We start from the raw sequence: 21,670 nt of genomic DNA, 5'->3' as shown, positions 1-21,670 counted from the left end.
CTCCAAGGAGGTGCTTTTTAGTATTTCGTCTTGATACTGAATTACTCAGCAGCAACAACTTGTAGGTTAACTGTCGCGAAAACTTCAGAGTGAAGTTGAACGCTGATCTCGAACTCACCAGTGTTACGTAGAGCACCTTCAGGAAGGCGAACTTCGCTCTTAGCAACTTCAACGCCTGCAGCTGTGATAGCGTCAGCGATGTCACGAGTACCGATAGAACCGAATAGTTTGCCTTCGTCACCAGCTTTAGAAGCGATAACTACCGCTTCTAGAGCGTTAACTTTCTCTGCGCGAGCTTCTGCAGCAGCTAGTTGCTCAGCAACTTTAGCTTCTAGTTCAGCACGACGAGCTTCAAACATTTCAACGTTAGCTTTAGTTGCCATAACTGCTTTACCTTGTGGGATAAGGAAGTTACGAGCGTAGCCAGATTTAACGTTTGCAGTATCGCCAAGACCACCTAGGTTACCAATTTTATCAAGTAGAATAACTTGCATTGCTTAATCCTCTTTCTTAATAAAATGAACCGATTACTGATGCTTGTCAGTGTACGGTAGTAGAGCTAGGTAGCGTGAACGCTTGATAGCACGTGCTAGTTGACGCTGGTACTTAGCGCTTGTACCAGTGATACGGCTAGGTACGATTTTACCAGCTTCAGTGATGTAGTTTTTAAGAGTTGCTACGTCTTTGTAATCAATCTCTTGTACGCCTTCTGCAGTGAAACGGCAGAATTTACGACGACGGAAGAAACGAGCCATGGGCTATCTCCTGATCTTAAATTTGAGTAATGTTGTCGGCGTGTAACACTAATTTTCCCACGCCATTTCGGCCGGTTTGATAAGTGACAAAACCACTTACCTTAATGTTACTGCCTTGAACTAAATTCTGAGTTAGTGCTTGTGACCCAAGCCCGCTGACGACTACCGGCATACGACAATAAACTTGTCGAGGTAAGTCAGCTTCGATAATAGTAGAGCGATGCTCCAGCCAAAACCGACAGTGTTCAATGCCACCAGGGCTTTTACTACGAATGGGCGGTTTGGCAATGGTGCCGCTCAGCTCCATTCGATTGGCCATAAGAAAACTTACTCAGCAGCTTCTGACTTAGCTTCAGGCTTAGCTTCAGAACGCTCTTCACGACGTGGAGCACGCTCTTCTTTTTGCTTAAGCATGATAGATTGCTCAGTGATCGCTGCTTTAGTACGCATGATCATGTTACGTAGAACTGCATCGTTGAAACGGAAAGCAGTTTCTAGCTCATCAATTACAGCTTGGTCAGCTTCAACGTTCATAAGAACGTAGTGAGCTTTGTGAAGCTTGTTGATTGGGTAAGCCAGTTGACGACGGCCCCAGTCTTCTAGACGGTGGATTTTACCGCCAGCTTCAGTGATTGAACCAGTGTAACGCTCGATCATGCCAGCAACTTGCTCGCTTTGATCTGGGTGCACCATGAATACGATTTCGTAATGACGCATTGGTTGCTCCTTACGGATTATTCAGCTTCCACAAATGGCTCAGTCGTCCAGAGGAAGCAAGGAACTAAAGATAATTGACTGAGTTTAAGGAGCACGAATAGTACAGAAAGGGCGTAAAATAGGCAAGTGATTATTTGCTCAGCGCAGTGGATATTTAATTTCTTCTAATACTAGAAAACACAAAGGCTGCCAACAAGCTGGCAGCCTTTAAAATCAGCGTGTTATTGCGCTGGCTTATCGGTGCTTATTTAACTTCAGCCAGTTCAGCGCGCATTTGATCGATCACTTGTTTGTAATCTGGCTCACCGAAAATCGCCGAGCCTGCAACAAACATGTCTGCGCCCGCTTCTGCAATTTCACGAATGTTGTCAACCTTCACACCGCCATCGATTTCTAAGCGGATATCACGACCAGACTCGTCAATCATCTTACGAACGGCACGCAGTTTATCTAGTGTATGAGGAATGAATGATTGACCACCAAAACCAGGGTTTACCGACATCAGTAGAATCATGTCGACTTTATCCATAATAAATTCAAGACTTGCAAGTGGCGTTGCTGGGTTTAGTACCACACCAGCCTGACAGCCGTGCTCTTTAATTAACTGCAGTGTACGGTCTACATGATCAGAAGCTTCTACATGGAACGTAATCATCGACGCACCCGCTTTTGCGAAATCAGGAATAATACGGTCAACGGGTTTCACCATTAGGTGAACATCGATTGGCGCTGTGATGCCATAATCGCGTAGTGCTTTACACACAGGCGCACCAAAAGTCAGGTTTGGTACATAGTGGTTATCCATAACGTCGAAATGCACCACATCCGCACCCGCTGCGAGTACTTTTTCTACATCTTCACCGAGACGAGCAAAATCTGCCGATAAAATGGATGGAGCAATAAGAAAATCTTTCATACCTGACCTCAGTAGTAATGAGCAAACAATCTGCGCGCAATTCTACCGAAGCCAGTGGGGAGATCCACTATTTAGATATAATAGTGTGAGAATTAAGAGCTTGATTTATCCATGTCTGGCGCATGAAAAAGCGCAAGTAGCTCATCAACTTTATTACGACCGTTACCATTACGGCTAATGGTACGCTTTACTTTAACCACATTAAGATCCGCACCGTGATACAACCGACGTGTCAAGGTAGTGTCGTGGTTAGAAATCAACACAGGAATGCCACGTTCAGTCGCTGTTCTTTCAGCAATGTCGGCTAATGCAGCTTGGTCGTCCAACGTGAAACCATTACCTGCGTATGAGGTGAAATTTGCCGTATTTGAAAGCGGCGCATAAGGTGGATCGCAATACACGACGCTCCCTTTGCGCGCACGACGAAATGTTTCAGGATAACCTTCACAAACAAACGTAGCTTTTTTGGCTTTTTCTGCAAAAAACTCCAATTCCGCCTCAGGGAAATACGGCTTTTTGTAAGAGCCAAACGGTACATTGAAGCCACCTTTTTTGTTGTAACGGCATAGGCCATTAAAACCAAAGCGGTTCATATACAAAAACGCTAAAGAGCGGTACATCACGTCATCGGTTTTATTAAACTCAGCGCGAATGTGTAGGTAGGCTTCTTTGCGGTTGTTCTCAGCGACAAACCAACGCTTCGCTTCAGAGATATACTCTTCAGGGCGTTCTTTCAGCAGGTTGTACAGATTGATCAAATCTGGATTGATATCTGCAAGTAGATAATGGTCATAATCGGTATTCAGAAACACTGAGCCCGCACCAACAAAAGGTTCAACTAGCTTTCGAGCCGGCGGCAAATGACGTTGGATGTCTTCAACCAGTCCGTATTTTCCTCCTGCCCATTTAAGAAAGGCTCGTTGCTTTTTCATCTACTGCTCTATCTATCGACCAAAAATTAAGGCTGCGGAATGTAACATATTTTTCAGGGAAGCTCAGGTTTATTTCACTCGTTCAATTTCACGGTGAACCTGACGGAGTGATTTTGCCCAAGGACTCACCGACTTAACCGAATCTGGCAAGCTTGCGACGGCATCACGAGCCATTTGAATTGTCGGATAATCTTGATATGTGATGATATACCACTCGGTGTCATTACGAACGGTAGGATAAATTCGCACTTGATTATTCAGTTGATGCTCATTGAGAAAGGATTGTACATCTTCCATTGAGGTCATAGCCGCGAGTTGTAAAGTATAAGCTCTTGGCGATAGCGCTTTTAGTTCTTCACGAGCAAATGAAAATTTCACAACAGGTTGGTTTGCCTCACCCTCTTCTGACTGAGCAGGTGCTTGCGTCATATCTTGATTCGGTTTTACGACTTTAATCAAAGGGGAGCTAGTTTCATCGGCGGTTTCTGTCTTCTCAGTACCTACGACATCATCAATCGCTTTTGTGTCTGCTGAATCAGCTTTACCTTCAAGCAATGCATCGACCACATTCGACTCAATCACCACTCTTTGTTGATTGTCATCACTGCCTACGCTCGCTACTTCTTCTGTCACTGCTGGCGGTAATGAATCAGAATCATCAACCGCACCAGACTTATCAAGACTGCTAGAGCCATCGGTTACAGGAATCAGTGAAGACTGCGCTGCACTGATTCCTGACTCTTCAAAAGTTGGAATAGCCGTTTGCTCTAAACTGCCAGCAATTTGCTGCGCTTTATCATCAGGACTTGGTTGACTAAGCATCCACCAATAGCCACCAGCAGCAAGCAACAGTAATACTAATACCACCAACGCAATATTCAGGGGTGAACCGACAATCGAGCGGATAATGATCCTTTTTTCCACTTTCATCTCTCCTAACGCCATGATGTCACCCGGTACTGGGTCGACTTTTTTAAATGCATCTCGAACCCGTTTCTCAGACTCATCATCGACGTAGCGCGCAACAAGTGACTCAAAGAAACGACGAGCTTCCACTTCGGACAACATATCAATATCAAGCTCAACAGGCTTTATCTCTTGTCCATAACTGAGACGTGCTAGCAAACCTTCTAAACGTCCAGACTGTGTAAACAGTAGGATATTGATGGTCCAATTTGGCTTATGGTGCGCCTCTAAGACCAGCATCCAAAGCTCAGAGATAAGTGTCTCACTCAATAAATGCGCATCATCTACAACAATTGCAATGTCACACGGCTCATCACCTAAAAGCCTTTCAAGGCTATCAAGTAAAGGCTCTTGCTGATTAAACAATGCGTCTGAAACCAGTTGACTCAAAATAAGGACGCGATGCTGCACATCGTCTTGATTAGAATGACAAAGTAACAAACATTGATTCTTGTTACTGGCACCCACTTCAAGGTATCGCTGCGCTAGCCAAGATTTCCCGTACCCATCATGACCATTAATCGCAATGAGATTGGAACCAAAGTTAGTCAGTAGACCTAATCTATCAAGCAACTCGATTTGAGAATCTAATTCCAGTACGTGAGCAACACTCATCTAATAACCTTAATACACTACAAGAATGACGCCCAAAGGCGCCATTACAAGGTTAAATATCGCGACCGAAGTCTATCGCCTGTTTGAGTACGTCTTGCGTCGTATCAGCAATTACCTCGGCAGTGCCAATGCCTGTAGGCAAAACCAATCGTAATTGACCAGAGAGGACTTTCTTATCTCGCATCATGTGCTTGATGAAGTCATCGAAATTCATACTGTCTGGAGTATGCACAGGCAGTTTTGCACGACGCAAAATCGCAACAATACGCTCAAATTGCTCTTCCGAGATCAGACCGCGTAGATGCGACGTTTTGGCCGCCATAACAGTGCCGGAAGATACCGCTTCACCATGCAGCCAATTGCCATAGCCAAGTTCCGCTTCAATCGCATGACCAAAGGTGTGACCTAAGTTAAGCAAAGCACGGATGCCCGATTCTTTCTCATCCTGAGCCACCACTTCCGCTTTTATTTCACAGCAACGTGCGATCGCATAAGTTAGTGCTTCTTCATCCAACGCATACAAGCGCTCAAGATTGTCTTCTAACCATACAAAAAAATCTGCATCGTAAATAATGCCGTACTTAATGACTTCGGCGATACCCGCAGCGAACTCACGTTCAGGCAACGTCGACAGGCAGTTCGTATCAATGATCACGGCTTTAGGTTGGTAAAACGCACCTATCATGTTCTTACCCAACGGATGGTTAACCGCGGTTTTTCCACCAACCGAAGAGTCCACTTGGGATAGTAATGTGGTCGGTATTTGAATAAAGTCGACCCCACGCTGGTAACAGGCAGACGCAAAACCCACAAGGTCGCCAATAACACCACCACCTAACGCGATGATCACAACATCACGAGCATAACTCCCTTCCAGTAAGAAGTTCATTACTTGATTAAATACATCCAAGTTTTTGTACTGTTCACCATCAGGCAATTCTAACAAGGATGCACTACAACCGAGCTGCTCGAGTTGCTTTAAAATTTTGTCTGCATACAAAGGCGCCACTGTGACATTACTGATCACAACAACTTTTTGTTTTGCATTTTTGTTTGAGAGAACTTGAGAGAGGTACGCCGGGTCCTCAAATAACCCGGCGCCAATAGAGATTGGGTAGCTACGCTCAGCTAGGTTGACCGTAATCCGTTCCATCGGTTTGCTCCAATTAAAAAAAAGATAAAGACTTATCTCTCTTCTAGCATTTTTACGATCTGGTTGGCTACCACTTTTGCACTTTGATCGTCAGTGCGAACAGTGTAATCCGCTACTTCTTCATATAAAGGATTACGTTCTTCAGCTAATTGCTCCAGTACTTCGCGAGGGTTATCCGTTTGAAGTAAAGGACGCTTCTTGTCGCGGTTTGTACGCGCAAGTTGCTTTTCAATCGTCGTTTCTAAGTAAACAACAACACCACGTGCCGAAAGACGATTGCGGTTTTCTTTGCTCTTAACAGAGCCACCGCCAGTCGCAAGCACGATGCCTTGCTCTTGTGTTAGGTCTTCAAGTACCGCTTCTTCACGCTTGCGGAAGCCTTCTTCACCTTCTACATCAAAAACCCAAGAGATGTCTGCACCAGTGCGTTCTTCGATCACTGTATCGGAGTCAACAAACTCCATATGCAGTTGCTGTGCTAGATGTCTACCAATTGTACTTTTGCCGGCGCCCATTGGGCCAACAAGGAAAATATTACGTTTCTCAGCCATGTTTAGCAGTAATTTACAACATTGATTCAATAAGATCGCCACAAGAAAACACAGCTAAACTGCTGTTCTACAAGGCTTGTGGCACCAGTTCCTCACAGATAATTCGTGATAAGACCCGAAATTATCCAAGCATGGTGCCACTATTGCAACTTTATTTTTGATTTAATCAGTTTTTCCCGAGACAGAACTACTGAATCACCACCTTAGGCGTGACGAAAATTAACAGCTCACTTTTGCCAACATTCTCATAACTTCGACGAAAAAGAGCACCTAATAGCGGCAGGTCGCCCAACAAAGGCACTTTGTCCACCGAGTTAGTAATGCTGTGCTGAAAAATACCACCAAGAACGACCGTTTCACCGTTATTCACTAACACTTGCGTCCCGATACGTTGAGTATCAATCGCAACAGCTTCACCAGTGCCTGTCTTCACGACTTGTCCTGGTCTATCTTGCGTGACACTTAAATCCAATACTAAGCGGTTATCCGGTGTGATTTGCGGGGTTACCTTCAAACTTAATACCGCCTTTTTGAACGTCACCGTCGTTGCACCACTTGATGATGACTCTAGGTAAGGAATCTCTGTACCTTGTTCGATATAGGCAGGTTTCTTATTGGTAGTGATCAAACGTGGGCTCGAGATAATCTCAGCTTTAGACTCTTGTTGCAGCGCAGAAAGCTCAAGATCCAACAAGGTGTCTGAACCTAACTTTGCGACCTGAAAAGCAATGCTGGTCGCATTCGGGCTGGTTGCAGCTAAGTTTACATTTAGGAAGTCATCGATCCCTACTCCATCACCGTCACCACCGTCACCACCGTCACCACCCCCTTCTCCATTATAGAGACCGATCGTGGCGAGGTTGTTCTCAATAGAACCACCCACTGTATTACTGCCATTAATAGACGTAAAACCCCAACGAATCCCTAACTCGTCCATGTTACCTTCATTGATGGTCACAATACGCGCCTCAATTTGAACCTGTTTAACTGGAATATCCAAAGACTCAATAATTTCTCGAATCACCTCGATGTTTTCAGGTAACTCTCTAATCAATAACGAGTTAGTTCGCTCATCAATGGTCATACTGCCGCGCTCTGACAGCATGCTGATATTTCCTTCACCATTGATCATCTCCGCAATGTCTGATGCTTTAGCAAAATTAACTTTGATGATTTCAGATGAAAGCTCTCCCATTTCTTCCGTAAGTTTTTGTTTTTCTAACTGCTGCTTCTCACGCAAGTCCAGCTCATCAGTCGGAGCAACTAAAATCACGTTGCCATCAACACGCTTATCTAACCCCTTAACTTGCAAAATAATATCCAGCACTTGCTGCCAAGGGACACCATCAAGACGAAGCGTGAGGTTGCCTTCTACAGAGTCGGAGACAACCAAATTGAATTGGTTGTAATCAGCAATAAGCTGCAAGACGTTTCGCACAGGAATATCTTGGAAGTTAATCGAAATAAGCTTACCTTCTCTTTCTAAAATGCTTTTATCTGAGGCTTTCTCATTGGGTTTGATCTTCGCTACTTTGATTTCCAAAAAACGCCCCGTTAAACGGTAATCATGCATGTATTCTTCATTGATGTGCGCAACCAAGCGCGTCGTCGAGGTGTCGCGAAACACTTCTACGCTCTCAACCACAGTCGAAAAATCTTTCACGTCTAGGAGATACAATTGCTCGTCTTTTACTGAAGTGTTAAGCAAATCGATACTTAACCCTTCCTGTACACGCTTGATATCTACAATCGCGGCCGGTGACGCCAATTCGACGACAATCACGGCGTCTTTATCTTTATTAGTTCGAAAGTCGATACTTTTTAGGGCATTGGACGAAACTTCTTCAGCTGCCGCTAAAGGGGCTAAAAATACAAACAACCATAAGGAGAAGAGCCCAGTAAGTATCCTTGGTGTACGTGTTAATCCTTGTCTCATTTTCATTACTCAATATCAAAAATAAATGGGGCTATCTCAAAGCCAACTTAACTTTACGTTTTTGCCAACATCCTAAGCCGTCGGGCAACGTTTCATTAATCAACAAATAGGAGTGGCTGACATGGGTCACTTTGCCATTATTGCGTCCGAGGTATTGACCCGGCTTAACTTTATAGACGGTGCCATTGGGAGCCTGAACGAGGCCAGAAACCGTGTTATCCATGCCCATGACACCTTTCAAACGTAATTGGCTTAATGGGAATTTTTCTAATTTGCCAGTTCGCCTTCTTGAGGGCGGTTGCCAACAATCTTTTCTTGCAACTGGCTGAGTCGCGATGGTGGCTTCTTTGGGTAATTCAAAGGGTGCACGCTGTACTTCCGGTGCGTACGTGACTGCAACATACTTGTCTGCGGGCTTAAGCTTCTCGACCTCTCGACGCGCCTGTGTTTCCACTCCTCGAATAAAATCCGTCAATGATTCATCATTCGCCTGGCAGCCCATCAATAGAGAACCCATCAGTACCAGCAACAAAGACTTACTTGTCATTTTTCGTCTCCTCCGGCTTAAACTGATAGGTATTAGCACGCACCCGAAAGTGCAGGGTTTCGCTCTCTTGACTGACACGTTGCCAAGTCACATCTTTAAACGTGATGATTCGAGGTAGCGTCGCTATCGCCTGAGAAAAATGGCCGATGTCATGAAAGTCGCCCGTTAACTCAATGTTTAAAGGGAGACGATAAAGGAAGTGCTCTGATTGTTTTTCGCCCCAGTCGATTCGGGTGAAAGTCAGCTTATTGTCGATGCCAAGCTCATTCACTGAAGCGAGCATTGTAGCCAGCTCTTTTTGCGCAGGCAGTTGCTGCAGTAATAACTCGTAACGAGTGGTAAGTTCATCCAATTGAGATTGAAGCTGAGGCAACGCTGCCACTTTGTTCGCTTTGATCTTCAATGCCACCTTGAGTGTCTGCTCCTGCTGGATCAAGTGATTCAACTGTTCTTCTTTCGGTTTAAGGTAAAACCAATAACCTAAGCCTTGAATCACCATGATCAGAAGCGCGATTACCACAATTTGGGGCAACAATGGCCACTCGGCCATTTCATCGATTTCGAGATCCTGCCAATCAACCACGTTGAGCCTCCAATTTCTTCTCCGTTACTTTGAACATGAAAGACACTTTGAATGTTTGAAACTCTTTCCCAAAACGGGCTTTGCCGTGAACGATGGAATGCATTTCTACGTCGTTCAACTTGGCCGAGCGCTCCATGTTGTCCAGCATCGTGGCAAGTTTTGGAGTGCTATCTGAGATCCCAGAGATCTCAATTTCCAGATCATTCATTTTGATCTTGTCAACATATACACCTTCAGGGATAACGGCAGGCATTAAGTTCATGAACTCGGTCGTTTTGTTTCGTCCGTTTTGTAAACCTTCAACGACCTTTAGACGTTCGAGGATTTTGCTGTGCTCTTGCTCTGCAATTTTCATTGCTTCAATACGCTGGTCGAGTTCGGCAATGTAGTGAGTGAGGTAATCGAGCCGCTCCTGTTGTTGATCTTGTTGGTACTCAAAAAACTTTCCAATACCCCACTGGATGCCAACAGCGACCAACATGCCTAATGCGACCAAACTGATGAAACGACGTCGGTGCTCTTCTCTTTGATTCTCTCGCCAAGGAAGTAAATTAATGCGATAAAGCACGGGCGCCTCCTAGCCAATGAATGCCACGAACGGCAAGTCCGGCTGCTGTTGAGAAATGCTGCCAATCCACAGCACGACGCTTACGCTTAGACACCTTCATCTCAAATAGCCCTAGCGGATTTAGCAATTCACACTCTAACGACAATTGTTGAGACAACTCCTCTGCGAGCATGGGAGTGGAGGCCCCTTCCCCTGATAACCAGATACCCTTGATGTTTTGTGAGCCATTGATTGAGGTATAGAGCTGCATCTGGCGCTTTACTCGCTCTATGATTTGACGGTTAAACAGCTCTGTTTTCTCCTGAGCATCATCGGACAGAAAATCGACTGGAGAAGCGCTGTTTGCTCCGCGTGTGCCGTAAGCAAACTCTTTGTGAAACAGTTCACCTTGTTCGGTAAACATGGTGAAGGAGCTCGATAAGGTGCCAATATCGAGTAAGCAGTATTTGTTTTTGTCAGGAAAGCGATCGGCGGTGAGCTTCCAGATATGACCAAGGCTTTGCGAATGCACGTCCACTAAAACAGGTTTTAGTCCGGACTTTTGTAATGCATCGACTCGGCCTTCTACCACATCTTTTCTTGTCGCAAACACTTGATAGCTATCACTGCCACTCTGCCCGCCCTCAGCGCGAAGACGAACGAAGTCTAAACTCAGCTCTTCGACAGGGAATGGCGATTGATGAGAAAAGGCTTGTATCACTGCAAACTCAACTTCACTCTCTTCAAGATTTTGTTCTATTTGCAGTTTCTTGCTAATTACCGAGTTATCAGGAACTGAGATCGCAACTTTTTTAGCACCAAAAGGCAGTTCTTTTTTTATCTGCTTGAGGGTCTTTACAATTTCTTGATGATTTATGGTGTTATTTTCAGCGACAATACCTTCCTTTAGTAATATTTCTTTGTAACCCAACAGAGCGTAATTGTTGCCTGTGGGTTTAAGTACTACGGCTTTGAGGCTGTTATGGCCTATATCGATGCCGGTAACGATTAGCTTATCCATCTCTTACTCTCGCTCCGAAATTTCTTCGTGCAAAGGTTGTTATTAGCATCCAAATAAGAGTTAATATCTCTTATGTGCTAAATTTTTGACCTAAGAGTACAAGGGTTTGCCGTTACACAGCCTCAACCAATCAGGGATTCTCCGGTGAAGTTCATAAAGCGTTTATTATTTTTAACATTGATTTGCATAATTCTTGGAGTCACCACAATATTTGGCTTCTATCAGTACGTGAAGCCTGAATTGCCAGATGTTGCAACTCTAAAAGACGTTGAATTACAAACACCTATGAAGGTGTTTAGTCAAGACGGGAAGCTGATCGCACAGTTCGGTGAAAAGCGTCGTATTCCTGTTACTTATGACGAAATTCCTCAAGACTTAATTCACGCGCTCATCGCAACCGAAGATAGTCGTTTCTATGAGCATCCTGGTATCGACCCTATCGGCATCACTCGTGCAGCGGTTGTTGTTGCGGTTTCAGGCTCGGCTAAACAGGGTGCAAGTACGATTACGCAACAGCTAGCTCGTAACTTCTTCTTATCTAATGAGAAGAAGATCATGCGTAAGATTAAAGAGATTTTTATTGCTATCCATATTGAGCAGCTTTTAAGTAAGCAAGAAATCATGGAGCTTTATGTCAATAAAATCTTCCTTGGTTACCGCTCATATGGCTTTGGTGCTGCCGCTCAAGTGTATTTTGGTAAGAGCCTTGATGAATTGACGTTAAGTGAGATTGCAACACTCGCTGGTATGCCAAAAGCGCCATCAACCATGAACCCAATTTACTCTCTTGAGCGCGCAACAAAACGCCGTAACGTTGTATTAATGCGAATGCTTGATGAGAAATACATTACACAAGAGCAGTATGACGAAGCACGCAATGAACCTATCGTGGCGCGTTATCATAGCGCTGAGATTGAGCTTTCCGCACCTTACGTAGCAGAGTTGGCTCGTGCATGGGCAGTAAAAGAATACGGTGAAGAAGAAGCTTATACCTCTGGCTTGAATATCTACATGACTGTGGATTCTAAACTGCAAGATGCTGCAAATACGTCTGCGGTAAATAACCTCTTGTCATACGATGAACGTCATGGCTACCGTGGTGCAGAAAGTGTGCTTTGGAAAGAAGGGGAAGCGGCCTGGGACAATGAGCAAATAGAAAAGCACCTGAAGAAACAGCCAACTTATGGTGACCTTTACCCTGCGGTTGTGACGAAAGTCGATGATAAGACGGCACAAGTATGGGTTAAGAACCATGAAGAGCAAACCATCCCTTGGACTGGAATGCACTGGGCGCGTAAGTACATTACTGATAACCGCCAAGGCTCAACACCAAAGTCAGCGCATGATGTGCTAGCGACAGGTCAACAAGTTTGGGTTCGCGAAGTAAGTGAAACCGATGAAGATGACAACACAACACTGAGCTGGAAACTGAGCCAAGTGCCGACAGCAAACACCGCGTTTGTTGCGATGAACCCAGAAAATGGCGCGATATTGTCGCTGGTTGGTGGTTTCAACTTTGTTCACAGCAAGTTTAACCGTGCAACCATGTCAGTGCGTCAGGTTGGTTCAAGTATCAAGCCTTTCATCTACTCGGCAGCAATTGACAAAGGGCTGACTCTAGCCACTTTGATTAACGATGCGCCGATCAACAAGTGGGATGCAGGTTCTGGTTCAGCTTGGCGACCAAAAAACTCACCACCGACTTATGGTGGTCCAACGCGTCTTCGCCTCGGCTTAGCTCAATCAAAAAACGTCATGGCAGTGCGTACACTCCGTGAAGTTGGCCTCGAGGAGACACGTCAGTACCTTACTCGTTTCGGTTTTGATATTAACCAAGTACCACGCTCTGAGACCATCGCACTCGGAGCTGGCAGCTTAACACCAATGAAAGTGGCACAAGGTTACTCTGTGTTTGCGAACGGTGGTTATTACGTTGAACCATTCTATGTAGAACGCGTGGAAGATGCATTCGGTGAAGTACTGTTTAAAGCCAATCCAAAGAGTGTTTGTCATAAGGATTGCCCGCAAATGAGCGAGCAGCCAGAAAATCGCTACGCTGATGAATTTGGCGAACAAGACGTCGCAATTGATGGCCTAGCAACAGACAATGCCCTTGAAAATGATGAACCTCAATATGCACCGCAAGTTATCTCTGAACAGAATGCATTCTTAATGCGTGAGATGATGTACAGCAACATTTGGGGTGGCGGTAACTGGCGTGAAGGCACAGGTTGGAATGGTACAGGCTGGCGCGCGCAAAAACTTGGTCGTCGTGATATCGGGGGTAAAACGGGTACAACGAATGATTCCAAGGATGCTTGGTACAATGGCTATGGACCTGGTGTCGTTGCGATAGCTTGGGTTGGCTTTGATGATCACTCACGTGCACTTGGCCGCACCACTGTTAACAGCAACCTAGGGCAAGGCCAAATTTCTGGTGCCGAGTCGGGTGCGAAAACCGCAGAGCCTGCTTGGATTGACTTCATGCGTGTTGCGCTAGAAGGGACGCCGGAGCAAGGTAAAAATATTCCAGAGGATATTATTCGAGTTCGTATTGATCGCAACAGCGGTATGCTAACTCACAAGGTAGATAGCACATCAATGTTCGAATACTTTGAAAAAGGCACGGAGCCTACCGAATACGCTGGCGACCGTTTAGAAGATAGTATTTATTCTTCAGGCTCTGGCGCAGAAGAACTGTTCTAAATCACAAAAGCACAAGGGAGAGCATCAAGCTCTCCCTTTTTTATGTCTGCTTCTTATGCTGCAGCATTCAATGATGGATAAGAAGCCAACACCTCTTTAATCTTCGCTGCTAAAGCTTCAAACCTAGCTCGTAATGGTGAGCCCGGACGGTATACGAGAACGATATTACGCGAGGGGGTTGGGTTAACAGCTGGTACGTAGCATACGCCATCTTTTTGCTTCTCATTAGGGATAGAAAGCTGAGGCAATAACGTAATCCCCGCACCGGCAGCAACCATGTTGCGTAACGTCTCCAAGCTGGTGGCTTTAAAACGCTCATCGTCTTTTGCACCAGCGGCAAAACAAAAACCTAACGCTTGATCTCGCAGACAGTGGCCGTCTCCCAACGCTAAAACGGTTTTACCATTCAGCTCCAACATATCAACATGGTCGAGAGAGGCCCACTCGTGGTCACATGGCACTGCGACACTTAATGGCTCTTGATACACTTCGATCTCTTTAAATGGCGCAGTTTCATCAACCGAAGCTAAAACTAAGCAATCTAGTTTGCCTTCTTCCAATTGACGCACTAATTGATGTGTCTGAGCTTCGTGCAGAAATAGCTCCAGCTCAGGAAATGCTTCTTTTATCTGCGGCAGAATTTTGGGTAATAGATAAGGCCCAACCGTCGGGATGAAACCAATATGCATCGGTCCAGTCATGGCTCCGCTTTGACCGCTTGCCATATCTCTGAAGGTTTTCACTTCACTTAAGATGCGTTTAGCCTGCTCCACCAGCTGTAACCCTGAATCGGTAAACAAAACACGTCGGCTGCTTCGCTCTAAAAGCGTGGTCCCGAGTTCATCCTCTAGTTTACGAATTTGCCCACTCAGTGTTGGCTGACTAACAAAACATGCCTCTGCCGCTTTGCGAAAGTGCTTATGTTCCGCAAGTGCAACTAAGTACTCAAAATCTCGAATATTCATAATTCACGCTTCGCTTCTATAACAATAGCTAATACCTATCAAAACCATAACACCAAACGATTAGAGCTATCAAAGGATTTTTACAATAATGGGCTCAACAAAACGAAACAGAGCGACGAAAAACGCTAAGCTCTATACGCATAATTTAAAATAGTTAAAGGAAATCATTATGTTTGTATCTAAAGAAGGTCAACAAGTCCCTCAAGTTACTTTTCCAGTTCGTCAAGGTGACGCTTGGGTGAATGTAACGACCGATGAGCTATTTAAAGGTAAGACCGTCATCGTATTTAGCTTACCGGGTGCATTTACTCCAACCTGTTCATCAAGCCATCTACCTCGTTACAACGAATTGTTCCCTGTATTTAAAGAGCACGGAGTGGATGAGATTATTTGTGTCTCGGTCAATGATACGTTCGTGATGAATGCATGGAAACAAGACCAAGAAGCAGAAAACATTACCTTCATCCCGGATGGTAATGGTGAATTCACCGATGGCATGGGTATGTTAGTGGATAAAAATGACATCGGCTTTGGCAAACGTTCATGGCGTTACAGCATGCTAGTAAAAGATGGCGTAGTGGAAAAAATGTTCATTGAGCCAAACGAACCAGGCGACCCATTCAAGGTGTCAGACGCAGATACGATGCTGAACTACATAGCGCCTGACTACAAAACGCAAGAATCCATCACGGTGTTCACTAAACCAGGCTGCCCTTTCTGTATGAAAGCGAAACAAAATCTGATTGACCACGGTCTTCAATATGAAGAAGTGATTCTGGGTAAAGACGCAACAACAGTTAGTCTACGAGCTATATCTGGTCGCACGACTGTTCCACAAGTCTTTATCGGTGGCAAGCACATCGGCGGTAGCGAAGAGCTAGAAGCGTATCTAGGCTAAGCTGTCCAAAGCCTACACCCTCGGTCTCCGGTGCCTTTGGCTCGGAGGCCAACCCTAAACCACTTCTTCTACTAGTCTAGATAAGTAGTCATCTGCCAATAAGGTGACTACTTATCCAGATTCAACTATCCAATTCACTCTCCAAGCTCAATGTAGCTAGCTTGGCTTAAAACAAAAGCGAGAGTTCACGATGAAACAAGTTAATGTCGACGTAGCGATTATTGGTGGCGGGACGGCTGGTCTTGGTGCTTATCGAGCAGCAAAAGCTCATACCAACAGCGTGGTAATGATTGAGGGCGGTCCCTACGGAACAACCTGTGCTCGTGTCGGATGCATGCCGTCTAAGCTGTTAATTGCGGCAGCAGAAAGTGTTCATCAAATCGAAAAAGCACCTGGATTTGGGATACACCCGCAAGGTGAAGTACTAATTAACGGACGAGAAGTTATGGATCGTGTAAAGCGCGAACGCGATCGTTTTGTTGGCTTTGTACTTGAAAGTGTCGATGATATTCCCGCTGAAGACAAACTGTCGGGCTACGCGAAGTTTGCCGATGACCACACTCTCATCATAGATGATCATACTCAGGTCACCGCACAGCGCATTGTTATTGCGACAGGATCTCGTCCAGCATATCCGGCAGCTTGGAATGAACTGGGTGATCGCCTAGTGATTAACGATGATGTCTTTGACTGGGATGACTTACCAGAGTCCGTGGCAGTATTTGGCCCAGGAGTCATCGGCCTTGAATTGGGTCAGGCTTTACACCGCCTAGGAGTGAACGTGAAGCTCTTTGGCCTTGGAGGACAAGTGGGCCCACTGACAGACCCAGAGGTGATGGCGTATGCAGATAAAGCCTTTAAGGAAGAGTTCTACCTTGATGCAAATGTAAAAGTCGAAAGCATGAAACGCATTGCGTCGTCAGACAATGACGGCGAAGACAAGGTCGAAATCCAATTCATCAACCATGATGGCGAATTAGAAACTTTCGTTGTCGATTACGTATTGGCCGCAACGGGTCGTCGTCCAAACGTCGATAAGCTGGCGATCGAGAACACCAATGTGGCGCTCGATGAACGTGGCGTACCAACGGCGGATCACTATACATTGCAAACTTCGGTAGAGAGCATCTTCATCGCAGGTGATGCAAGTAACCAAATTCCACTGCTGCACGAAGCCGCTGACCAAGGCCGTATTGCTGGAGACAACGCAGGCCGTTTCCCAGATATTCGTGCGGGTCTGCGTCGCTCACCAATTTCAGCCGTGTTCTCCGACCCTCAAATTGCTATGGTTGGAGAAACATATAAGCAACTAGAAACACGTCTAGGCACATGTGGATGTTTCGCAACCGGTGAAGTCTCGTTTGAAAATCAAGGACGTTCGCGCGTCATGCTTCGTAATAAAGGTATTCTGCATGTCTACGGAGAGCAAGGCACTGGACGTTTTTTAGGTGCAGAAATGATGGGCCCGAATGCAGAGCATCTTGCGCACCTTTTAGCGTGGGCGCACCAAAATAGGATGACGATTTCTGAGATGTTAGATATGCCCTTCTATCACCCAGTGATTGAAGAAGGCGTCCGCACCGCTCTACGTGATTTGAATGCAAAACTACACTTAGGGCCAGAAATGGTGAAACATTGTCTTGACTGCGGCCCTGGCTGCTAACGCTTTCAGGCTTCTATCTAAATATAAAGCAAAGCCTCGTCATCAACGAGGCTTTGCTTTACTACTTCGGCGCAATGAAATCTCTCTTACGCTGCCATCATTGCATAGCGGCTGACCATACAAATCGCGACAACACCGATCATAAAGAACCCACCAGCGATACTCAGCGCAAGTTTCAACTCTGTCGACATCATTATATTTCCTGTTAAAGACTGACAGCGCACCATACATCAATTACGTGCCACAAAGCTTTTACAAAGCTAACTTTCCATTTTTGGTTGTGTCATGGCGCTCTAAGCCCGTGTAAGAAACGCTTTCCACCATTTAGTTAGATATATAATCTGAAGCAACACTAATGGTTTGGAAAACACTATGACTTGTCGCCGCTGCGAGGAACATTGGTTTTGGAAAAAACTTGGACGTTGCCAACGATGCTTGGATCAATTGACGGTACTTTCTATACTGTGTTGGATTGTGTGGTGGTTTACGCTCAAAGATGATCCACAAAGCATCGAGTCGATCGCTTTGATCTTTGCCGGCTTCGCTTTCAACGTTTTGTTGTTTCTACACTTATGGATGCGTTTTGTCATCTTGCCTTGGCAACGTCGAAAGGGACAAAAAAAGGCGAATAAAAAAGAGAAAAGTGACAGATAGAAAAAAGCCCCAAAACCAATGTCAGTTCTGGGGCTCTCTTAGATTCTTCTAAGAAAAAGCAGTGGTACTTTAATAGACCGGGCTTCCTCTCAAAGGTTCCAAATTTTTTCGTTTTTTTTAGCGAATACTGATGTAAGTAAACAGGAAAATGACTATGTCATTGAATGCTAATAAAATCACTCCACAACTTCAGTTCATGCCACATGCGTTTTTTGGATCACTTGCTCCATTAAATTGATCTCAAGCGCTACCTCATCACATGCATGTTGACGTGGGCACTGATCGCAATCTTTCAGAACTTTCTCCGGCAGTAATGACTTCGATGTCGGTAAAAAGCTTTGCTTCATAAAGAACTCAGGCGTTCGCGTTAGAACAAAGACTTTCTTGATCGCCATCTGGCGCGCTTTCTCAACCAAATAGTTCACAATCGCACTGCCCTGCCCTTGGCCTTGCCAGCCCGCTTCGATACCAAGAGAGCGTATTTCAGCCAACCCTGAGTCATACACATATAGAGAAGCACAACCCGTCACTTCACCATGATGCTCAGCTACCGCGAAAGAGCCAATATCTCTCACGAGCTCATTACGAGAGCGCGGAAGATTCTCACCAAGGTTCGCCCAGTAAGCAACCATACCTTCCAACGTTTCAATGTCAGTCAAACGTGCAGGACGCACTTTCACCGCCGAGCTGTCACGCTGGCTCAGGCGCTTATCCGCTTGTTCTACCGCGTAAGCGACCTGGTGAGGCGAAACACCACCCAAAGCACAACGCTTTTCCAAACACGAATCGATAGTCAGAATGTCATACACATCCGCTTCAATGACTTCTGAGAAGGCTTTTAACCCTTCGATAGACAGCTCTTCTAGCGCACAACCTTTAGCAATAGCACCAACGACCGCGACACCGACGATGTGGTGAGCTTCACGGAATGGGATGCCTTTCGCCACTAGGTAATCAGCTAACTCCGTCGAGTTTGCGTAACCTTGTTTCGCCGCTTCTAGTGTGCGCTCGCCATTCACTTTAATACCGTCAAAACACAGAGCTGCCATTTCCATGCAGTCGTTCCATGTATCTAAAGCGTCAAACAACCCTTCTTTATCTTCCTGCATGTCTTTGTTGTACGCCAATGGCAATGCTTTAACTGTCATCATCATGCTCGATAATGCGCCATAGACACGCCCTGTCTTACCACGGATCAACTCAAGTGCATCTGGGTTTTTCTTCTGTGGCATTAATGACGAACCAGATGTCACCGTATCCGCTAACTCAATGAAGTTTGACTCGCCTGAATTGTAGAAGATCATATCTTCTGCAAGACGAGAAAGGTGAAGCATAGAAATCGACGCCACCGACATCAGCTCCATCACATGATCACGATCTGAAACCGAATCGAGTGAATTACGCGTAGCACGGTGGAAACCGAGATTATGTGCTAATTGTTCGCGATCAATCGGATAAGCCGTTCCCGCTAACGCACCCGAGCCAAGTGGACAAGTATCGAGACGCTGTAAGGCATCATTCAGACGAGAGTAGTCACGCTCGAACATTTCAACATAAGCCAAGCACCAGTGAGCAAAGGTTACAGGTTGAGCACGCTGAAGATGAGTATAGCCTGGCAATACGGTGCCTTGGTGCTGTTTAGCAACATGGACCATTTGTGCTTGTAGGCGATCTAAAGCAATCAACAATTGCTGACCTTGCTGACGACACCAAAGTTTCAAGTCTGTGGCGACTTGGTCATTCCGAGAACGCCCAGTGTGGAGTTTTTTTACCTAAATCTCCCACTTTACTGATTAGCTGCTGTTCAACAAGAGTGGATATCTTCTGCATCAGAGCGAAGAATTTGGTGAGGGTCTTCCATCACTTCTAACTTCAGCTCATTTAAAGCAAGTTCCAGTTTTTTCTGTTCTTCTGCCGATAGCACATCAACAGAAAGCAGAGCTTTAGACCATGCGATTGAACCTACGATGTCTTGCTCAGCCAATCGGTAGTCAAAACGCAACGAATCATTGAACTCTTTAAATCTGGTGTCTGCCGCTTGGGTAAATCTTCCGCCCCATAATGCCATTGCGTCTCTCCTGATGACTATTGCTTACTCTAACGTTCTCGAATGAGTAGCAACCAATTTGATGGTCATTTGCTCACTTTTTCTTATGGGTCAACGTTACGGCAATTTCGATAAAAAATAAAGTATAAATTCAATATTTTTACATATATATTCAAAAAATTAGATACCCGCTTTTAGAAACCAAAAGACCCGCCTATAAATGGCGGGCCTTTATTCAATCCAAGATGGATGTTAATGGATTATTTCTTCTGGCTGTTCAATGCACGAATACGGCTTGATAGCGAGTAAAGACGGATGAAACCACCTGCATGGCTTTGGTCGTATACTTCATCTTCACCAAAAGTCGCGAACTCTTCTGAATACAAGCTGTTGTCAGAACGTTTTTGCGTCACTGTCGCTTGACCTTTGTAGAGCTTAACAACCACTTCGCCATTCACGTCTTGCGCTAACTCTTCTGAAGCAGCAAGGATCGATTTACATAGTGGCGTAAACCAACGGCCATCGTATACAAGGTGAGACGCTTTTAGACCTAGCTCCTCACGGAATTCGAATGATGATTTGTCTAGCACAAGCTGCTCTACAGCGCGCAGCGCTTCCATCATGATGGTGCCTCCCGGTGTTTCATAGCAACCACGAGACTTCATTCCAACAAGACGGTTTTCCACGATATCGATACGGCCAACACCGTGCTTAGCGCCCTTCTCGTTTAGGTAAACCAGTGCGTTGTATGGTGTCATCGCTTCACCATCAACTTCGACCACTTCACCTTTTTCTACTTTCAGCGTGACGTATTCCGCTTCATTTGGCGCTTGCTCTGGGTCGACAGTCCACACCCAGCAGTCTTCGTTTGGTGCGTTCCAAGTATCTTCTAAAACGCCGCCTTCCGTCGAAATGTGCCATGCGTTTGCATCACGTGAATAGATCTTAGTAAGAGACGCAGAGCAAGGTATATTACGCTCAGCGAGGTAATCCAAACACTCTTCACGGCTCACTAGGTCCCACTCACGCCAAGGTGCAATCACTTGTAAGTCCGGTGCTAGTGCTGCGAATGCACCTTCGAAACGCACTTGGTCGTTACCTTTACCTGTACAGCCATGACACAGTGCGTCCGCGCCCACTTTACGTGCCACTTCAACCTGCGCTTTAGCAATGATTGGACGCGCCATTGATGTACCTAGCAGGTACTTACCTTCGTAGTACGCGCCGGTTTTTAGCGTTGGGTAAATGTAGTCTGCGACCATTTCTTCTTTCAGGTCAGCGATGTAGCATTCAGAAGCACCGGAGGCTTTTGCTTTCGCTTCAATGCCTTCTAGCTCTTCGGCACCTTGACCAACATCGGCAACGAAAGCCACTACTTCACAGTCGTAGTTCTCTTTTAGCCACGGGATAATTACTGAAGTATCTAGACCGCCTGAGTATGCGACTACCACTTTATTTACGTTCACTTTGCTCATGTTTTTTCTCCAAACTTAACTGG

At 45.5% G+C, this 21,670-nt stretch carries 20 protein-coding genes and 1 pseudogene; 4 read left to right on the top strand and 17 right to left on the bottom strand.

What is annotated here, in order from left to right; translation table 11 throughout:
• Positions 1-41: 41 nt before the first annotated feature.
• The 14 genes from rplI to pilM all read right to left on the bottom strand — a co-directional run bounded on the left by rplI (position 42) and on the right by pilM (position 11,239).
• The gene (gene rplI, locus J4N43_RS01665) at positions 42-494 is read right to left on the bottom strand and encodes a 50S ribosomal protein L9 (protein ID WP_005382760.1); all 453 of its coding nucleotides are present in this window, start codon (positions 492-494) and stop codon (positions 42-44) included.
• Between the two features lie 33 nt (positions 495-527).
• Positions 528-755, bottom strand: a complete 228-nt coding sequence (gene rpsR / locus J4N43_RS01660) for a 30S ribosomal protein S18 (RefSeq protein WP_000090472.1) — start codon at positions 753-755, stop codon at positions 528-530.
• A 16-nt stretch (positions 756-771) separates the two neighbouring features.
• Positions 772-1,074 (bottom strand): primosomal replication protein N, encoded by a 303-nt coding sequence (priB, locus tag J4N43_RS01655; RefSeq protein ID WP_005381298.1) that lies wholly within the window; start codon positions 1,072-1,074, stop codon positions 772-774.
• A gap of 8 nt (positions 1,075-1,082) precedes the next feature.
• On the bottom strand, positions 1,083-1,472 hold the full coding sequence (gene rpsF / locus J4N43_RS01650; RefSeq protein ID WP_005381299.1) for a 30S ribosomal protein S6: 390 nt from the start codon (positions 1,470-1,472) through the stop codon (positions 1,083-1,085).
• Between the two features lie 244 nt (positions 1,473-1,716).
• On the bottom strand, positions 1,717-2,388 hold the full coding sequence (rpe, locus tag J4N43_RS01645; RefSeq protein WP_005381300.1) for a ribulose-phosphate 3-epimerase: 672 nt from the start codon (positions 2,386-2,388) through the stop codon (positions 1,717-1,719).
• 92 nt (positions 2,389-2,480) lie between these two features.
• Positions 2,481-3,320: a Dam family site-specific DNA-(adenine-N6)-methyltransferase gene (locus J4N43_RS01640; RefSeq protein ID WP_005382762.1), complete on the bottom strand. Its 840-nt coding sequence runs from the start codon at positions 3,318-3,320 to the stop codon at positions 2,481-2,483.
• Between the two features lie 69 nt (positions 3,321-3,389).
• A complete protein-coding gene (locus J4N43_RS01635; protein ID WP_025768079.1) occupies positions 3,390-4,901 on the bottom strand; it encodes an SPOR domain-containing protein in 1,512 nt (503 codons plus the stop codon).
• 52 nt (positions 4,902-4,953) lie between these two features.
• Positions 4,954-6,054: a 3-dehydroquinate synthase gene (gene aroB / locus J4N43_RS01630; protein ID WP_005381318.1), complete on the bottom strand. Its 1,101-nt coding sequence runs from the start codon at positions 6,052-6,054 to the stop codon at positions 4,954-4,956.
• Between the two features lie 32 nt (positions 6,055-6,086).
• Positions 6,087-6,605 (bottom strand): shikimate kinase AroK, encoded by a 519-nt coding sequence (aroK, locus tag J4N43_RS01625; RefSeq protein ID WP_005381319.1) that lies wholly within the window; start codon positions 6,603-6,605, stop codon positions 6,087-6,089.
• Between the two features lie 187 nt (positions 6,606-6,792).
• Positions 6,793-8,547, bottom strand: a complete 1,755-nt coding sequence (locus J4N43_RS01620) for a type IV pilus secretin PilQ (RefSeq protein ID WP_252094125.1) — start codon at positions 8,545-8,547, stop codon at positions 6,793-6,795.
• A gap of 25 nt (positions 8,548-8,572) precedes the next feature.
• On the bottom strand, positions 8,573-9,088 hold the full coding sequence (locus tag J4N43_RS01615; protein WP_005382766.1) for a pilus assembly protein PilP: 516 nt from the start codon (positions 9,086-9,088) through the stop codon (positions 8,573-8,575).
• A complete protein-coding gene (locus J4N43_RS01610) occupies positions 9,078-9,671 on the bottom strand; it encodes a type IV pilus inner membrane component PilO (protein ID WP_053350733.1) in 594 nt (197 codons plus the stop codon). The genes J4N43_RS01615 and J4N43_RS01610 overlap by 11 nt, the downstream gene beginning before the upstream one ends.
• The gene (locus tag J4N43_RS01605) at positions 9,664-10,239 is read right to left on the bottom strand and encodes a PilN domain-containing protein (protein ID WP_005381323.1); all 576 of its coding nucleotides are present in this window, start codon (positions 10,237-10,239) and stop codon (positions 9,664-9,666) included. The genes J4N43_RS01610 and J4N43_RS01605 overlap by 8 nt, the downstream gene beginning before the upstream one ends.
• Positions 10,223-11,239, bottom strand: a complete 1,017-nt coding sequence (gene pilM / locus J4N43_RS01600; protein ID WP_017821733.1) for a type IV pilus biogenesis protein PilM — start codon at positions 11,237-11,239, stop codon at positions 10,223-10,225. The genes J4N43_RS01605 and pilM overlap by 17 nt, the downstream gene beginning before the upstream one ends.
• Before the next feature lie 144 nt (positions 11,240-11,383).
• Here pilM and J4N43_RS01595 point away from each other — a divergent pair, with 144 nt between their 5' ends.
• A complete protein-coding gene (locus J4N43_RS01595) occupies positions 11,384-13,945 on the top strand; it encodes a penicillin-binding protein 1A (protein ID WP_005381325.1) in 2,562 nt (853 codons plus the stop codon).
• A gap of 53 nt (positions 13,946-13,998) precedes the next feature.
• Here the strand turns inward: J4N43_RS01595 and oxyR are convergent, their stop codons facing one another.
• Complete coding sequence (gene oxyR, locus J4N43_RS01590; RefSeq protein WP_005381326.1) at positions 13,999-14,910, bottom strand: DNA-binding transcriptional regulator OxyR; 912 nt, start codon at positions 14,908-14,910, stop codon at positions 13,999-14,001.
• Positions 14,911-15,079: 169 nt separating this feature from the next.
• Here oxyR and J4N43_RS01585 point away from each other — a divergent pair, with 169 nt between their 5' ends.
• The 3 genes from J4N43_RS01585 (at position 15,080) to J4N43_RS01575 (ending at position 18,125) form a co-directional block, all read left to right on the top strand.
• Positions 15,080-15,808 (top strand): redoxin family protein, encoded by a 729-nt coding sequence (locus tag J4N43_RS01585; protein ID WP_053350732.1) that lies wholly within the window; start codon positions 15,080-15,082, stop codon positions 15,806-15,808.
• Between the two features lie 190 nt (positions 15,809-15,998).
• Positions 15,999-17,471, top strand: a complete 1,473-nt coding sequence (locus tag J4N43_RS01580; RefSeq protein ID WP_053350731.1) for a dihydrolipoyl dehydrogenase — start codon at positions 15,999-16,001, stop codon at positions 17,469-17,471.
• 372 nt (positions 17,472-17,843) lie between these two features.
• Positions 17,844-18,125, top strand: a complete 282-nt coding sequence (locus J4N43_RS01575; RefSeq protein ID WP_158159807.1) for a DUF3624 domain-containing protein — start codon at positions 17,844-17,846, stop codon at positions 18,123-18,125.
• Between the two features lie 194 nt (positions 18,126-18,319).
• On the opposite strand, the pseudogene argH reads toward J4N43_RS01575, so the two are convergent.
• Both argH and J4N43_RS01565 read right to left on the bottom strand, forming a co-directional pair.
• Positions 18,320-20,193 (bottom strand): annotated as a pseudogene (argH, locus tag J4N43_RS01570) (argininosuccinate lyase).
• Positions 20,194-20,432: 239 nt separating this feature from the next.
• Positions 20,433-21,647, bottom strand: coding sequence for an argininosuccinate synthase (locus J4N43_RS01565; protein WP_017821738.1), 1,215 nt, complete (start codon positions 21,645-21,647; stop codon positions 20,433-20,435).
• Positions 21,648-21,670 lie beyond the last annotated feature (23 nt).

Source organism: Vibrio sp. SCSIO 43009 (assembly GCF_023716525.1).
In the GTDB taxonomy this organism is placed as follows: domain Bacteria; phylum Pseudomonadota; class Gammaproteobacteria; order Enterobacterales; family Vibrionaceae; genus Vibrio; species Vibrio alginolyticus.
This window is presented reverse-complemented; position numbering and strand designations above follow the sequence as displayed.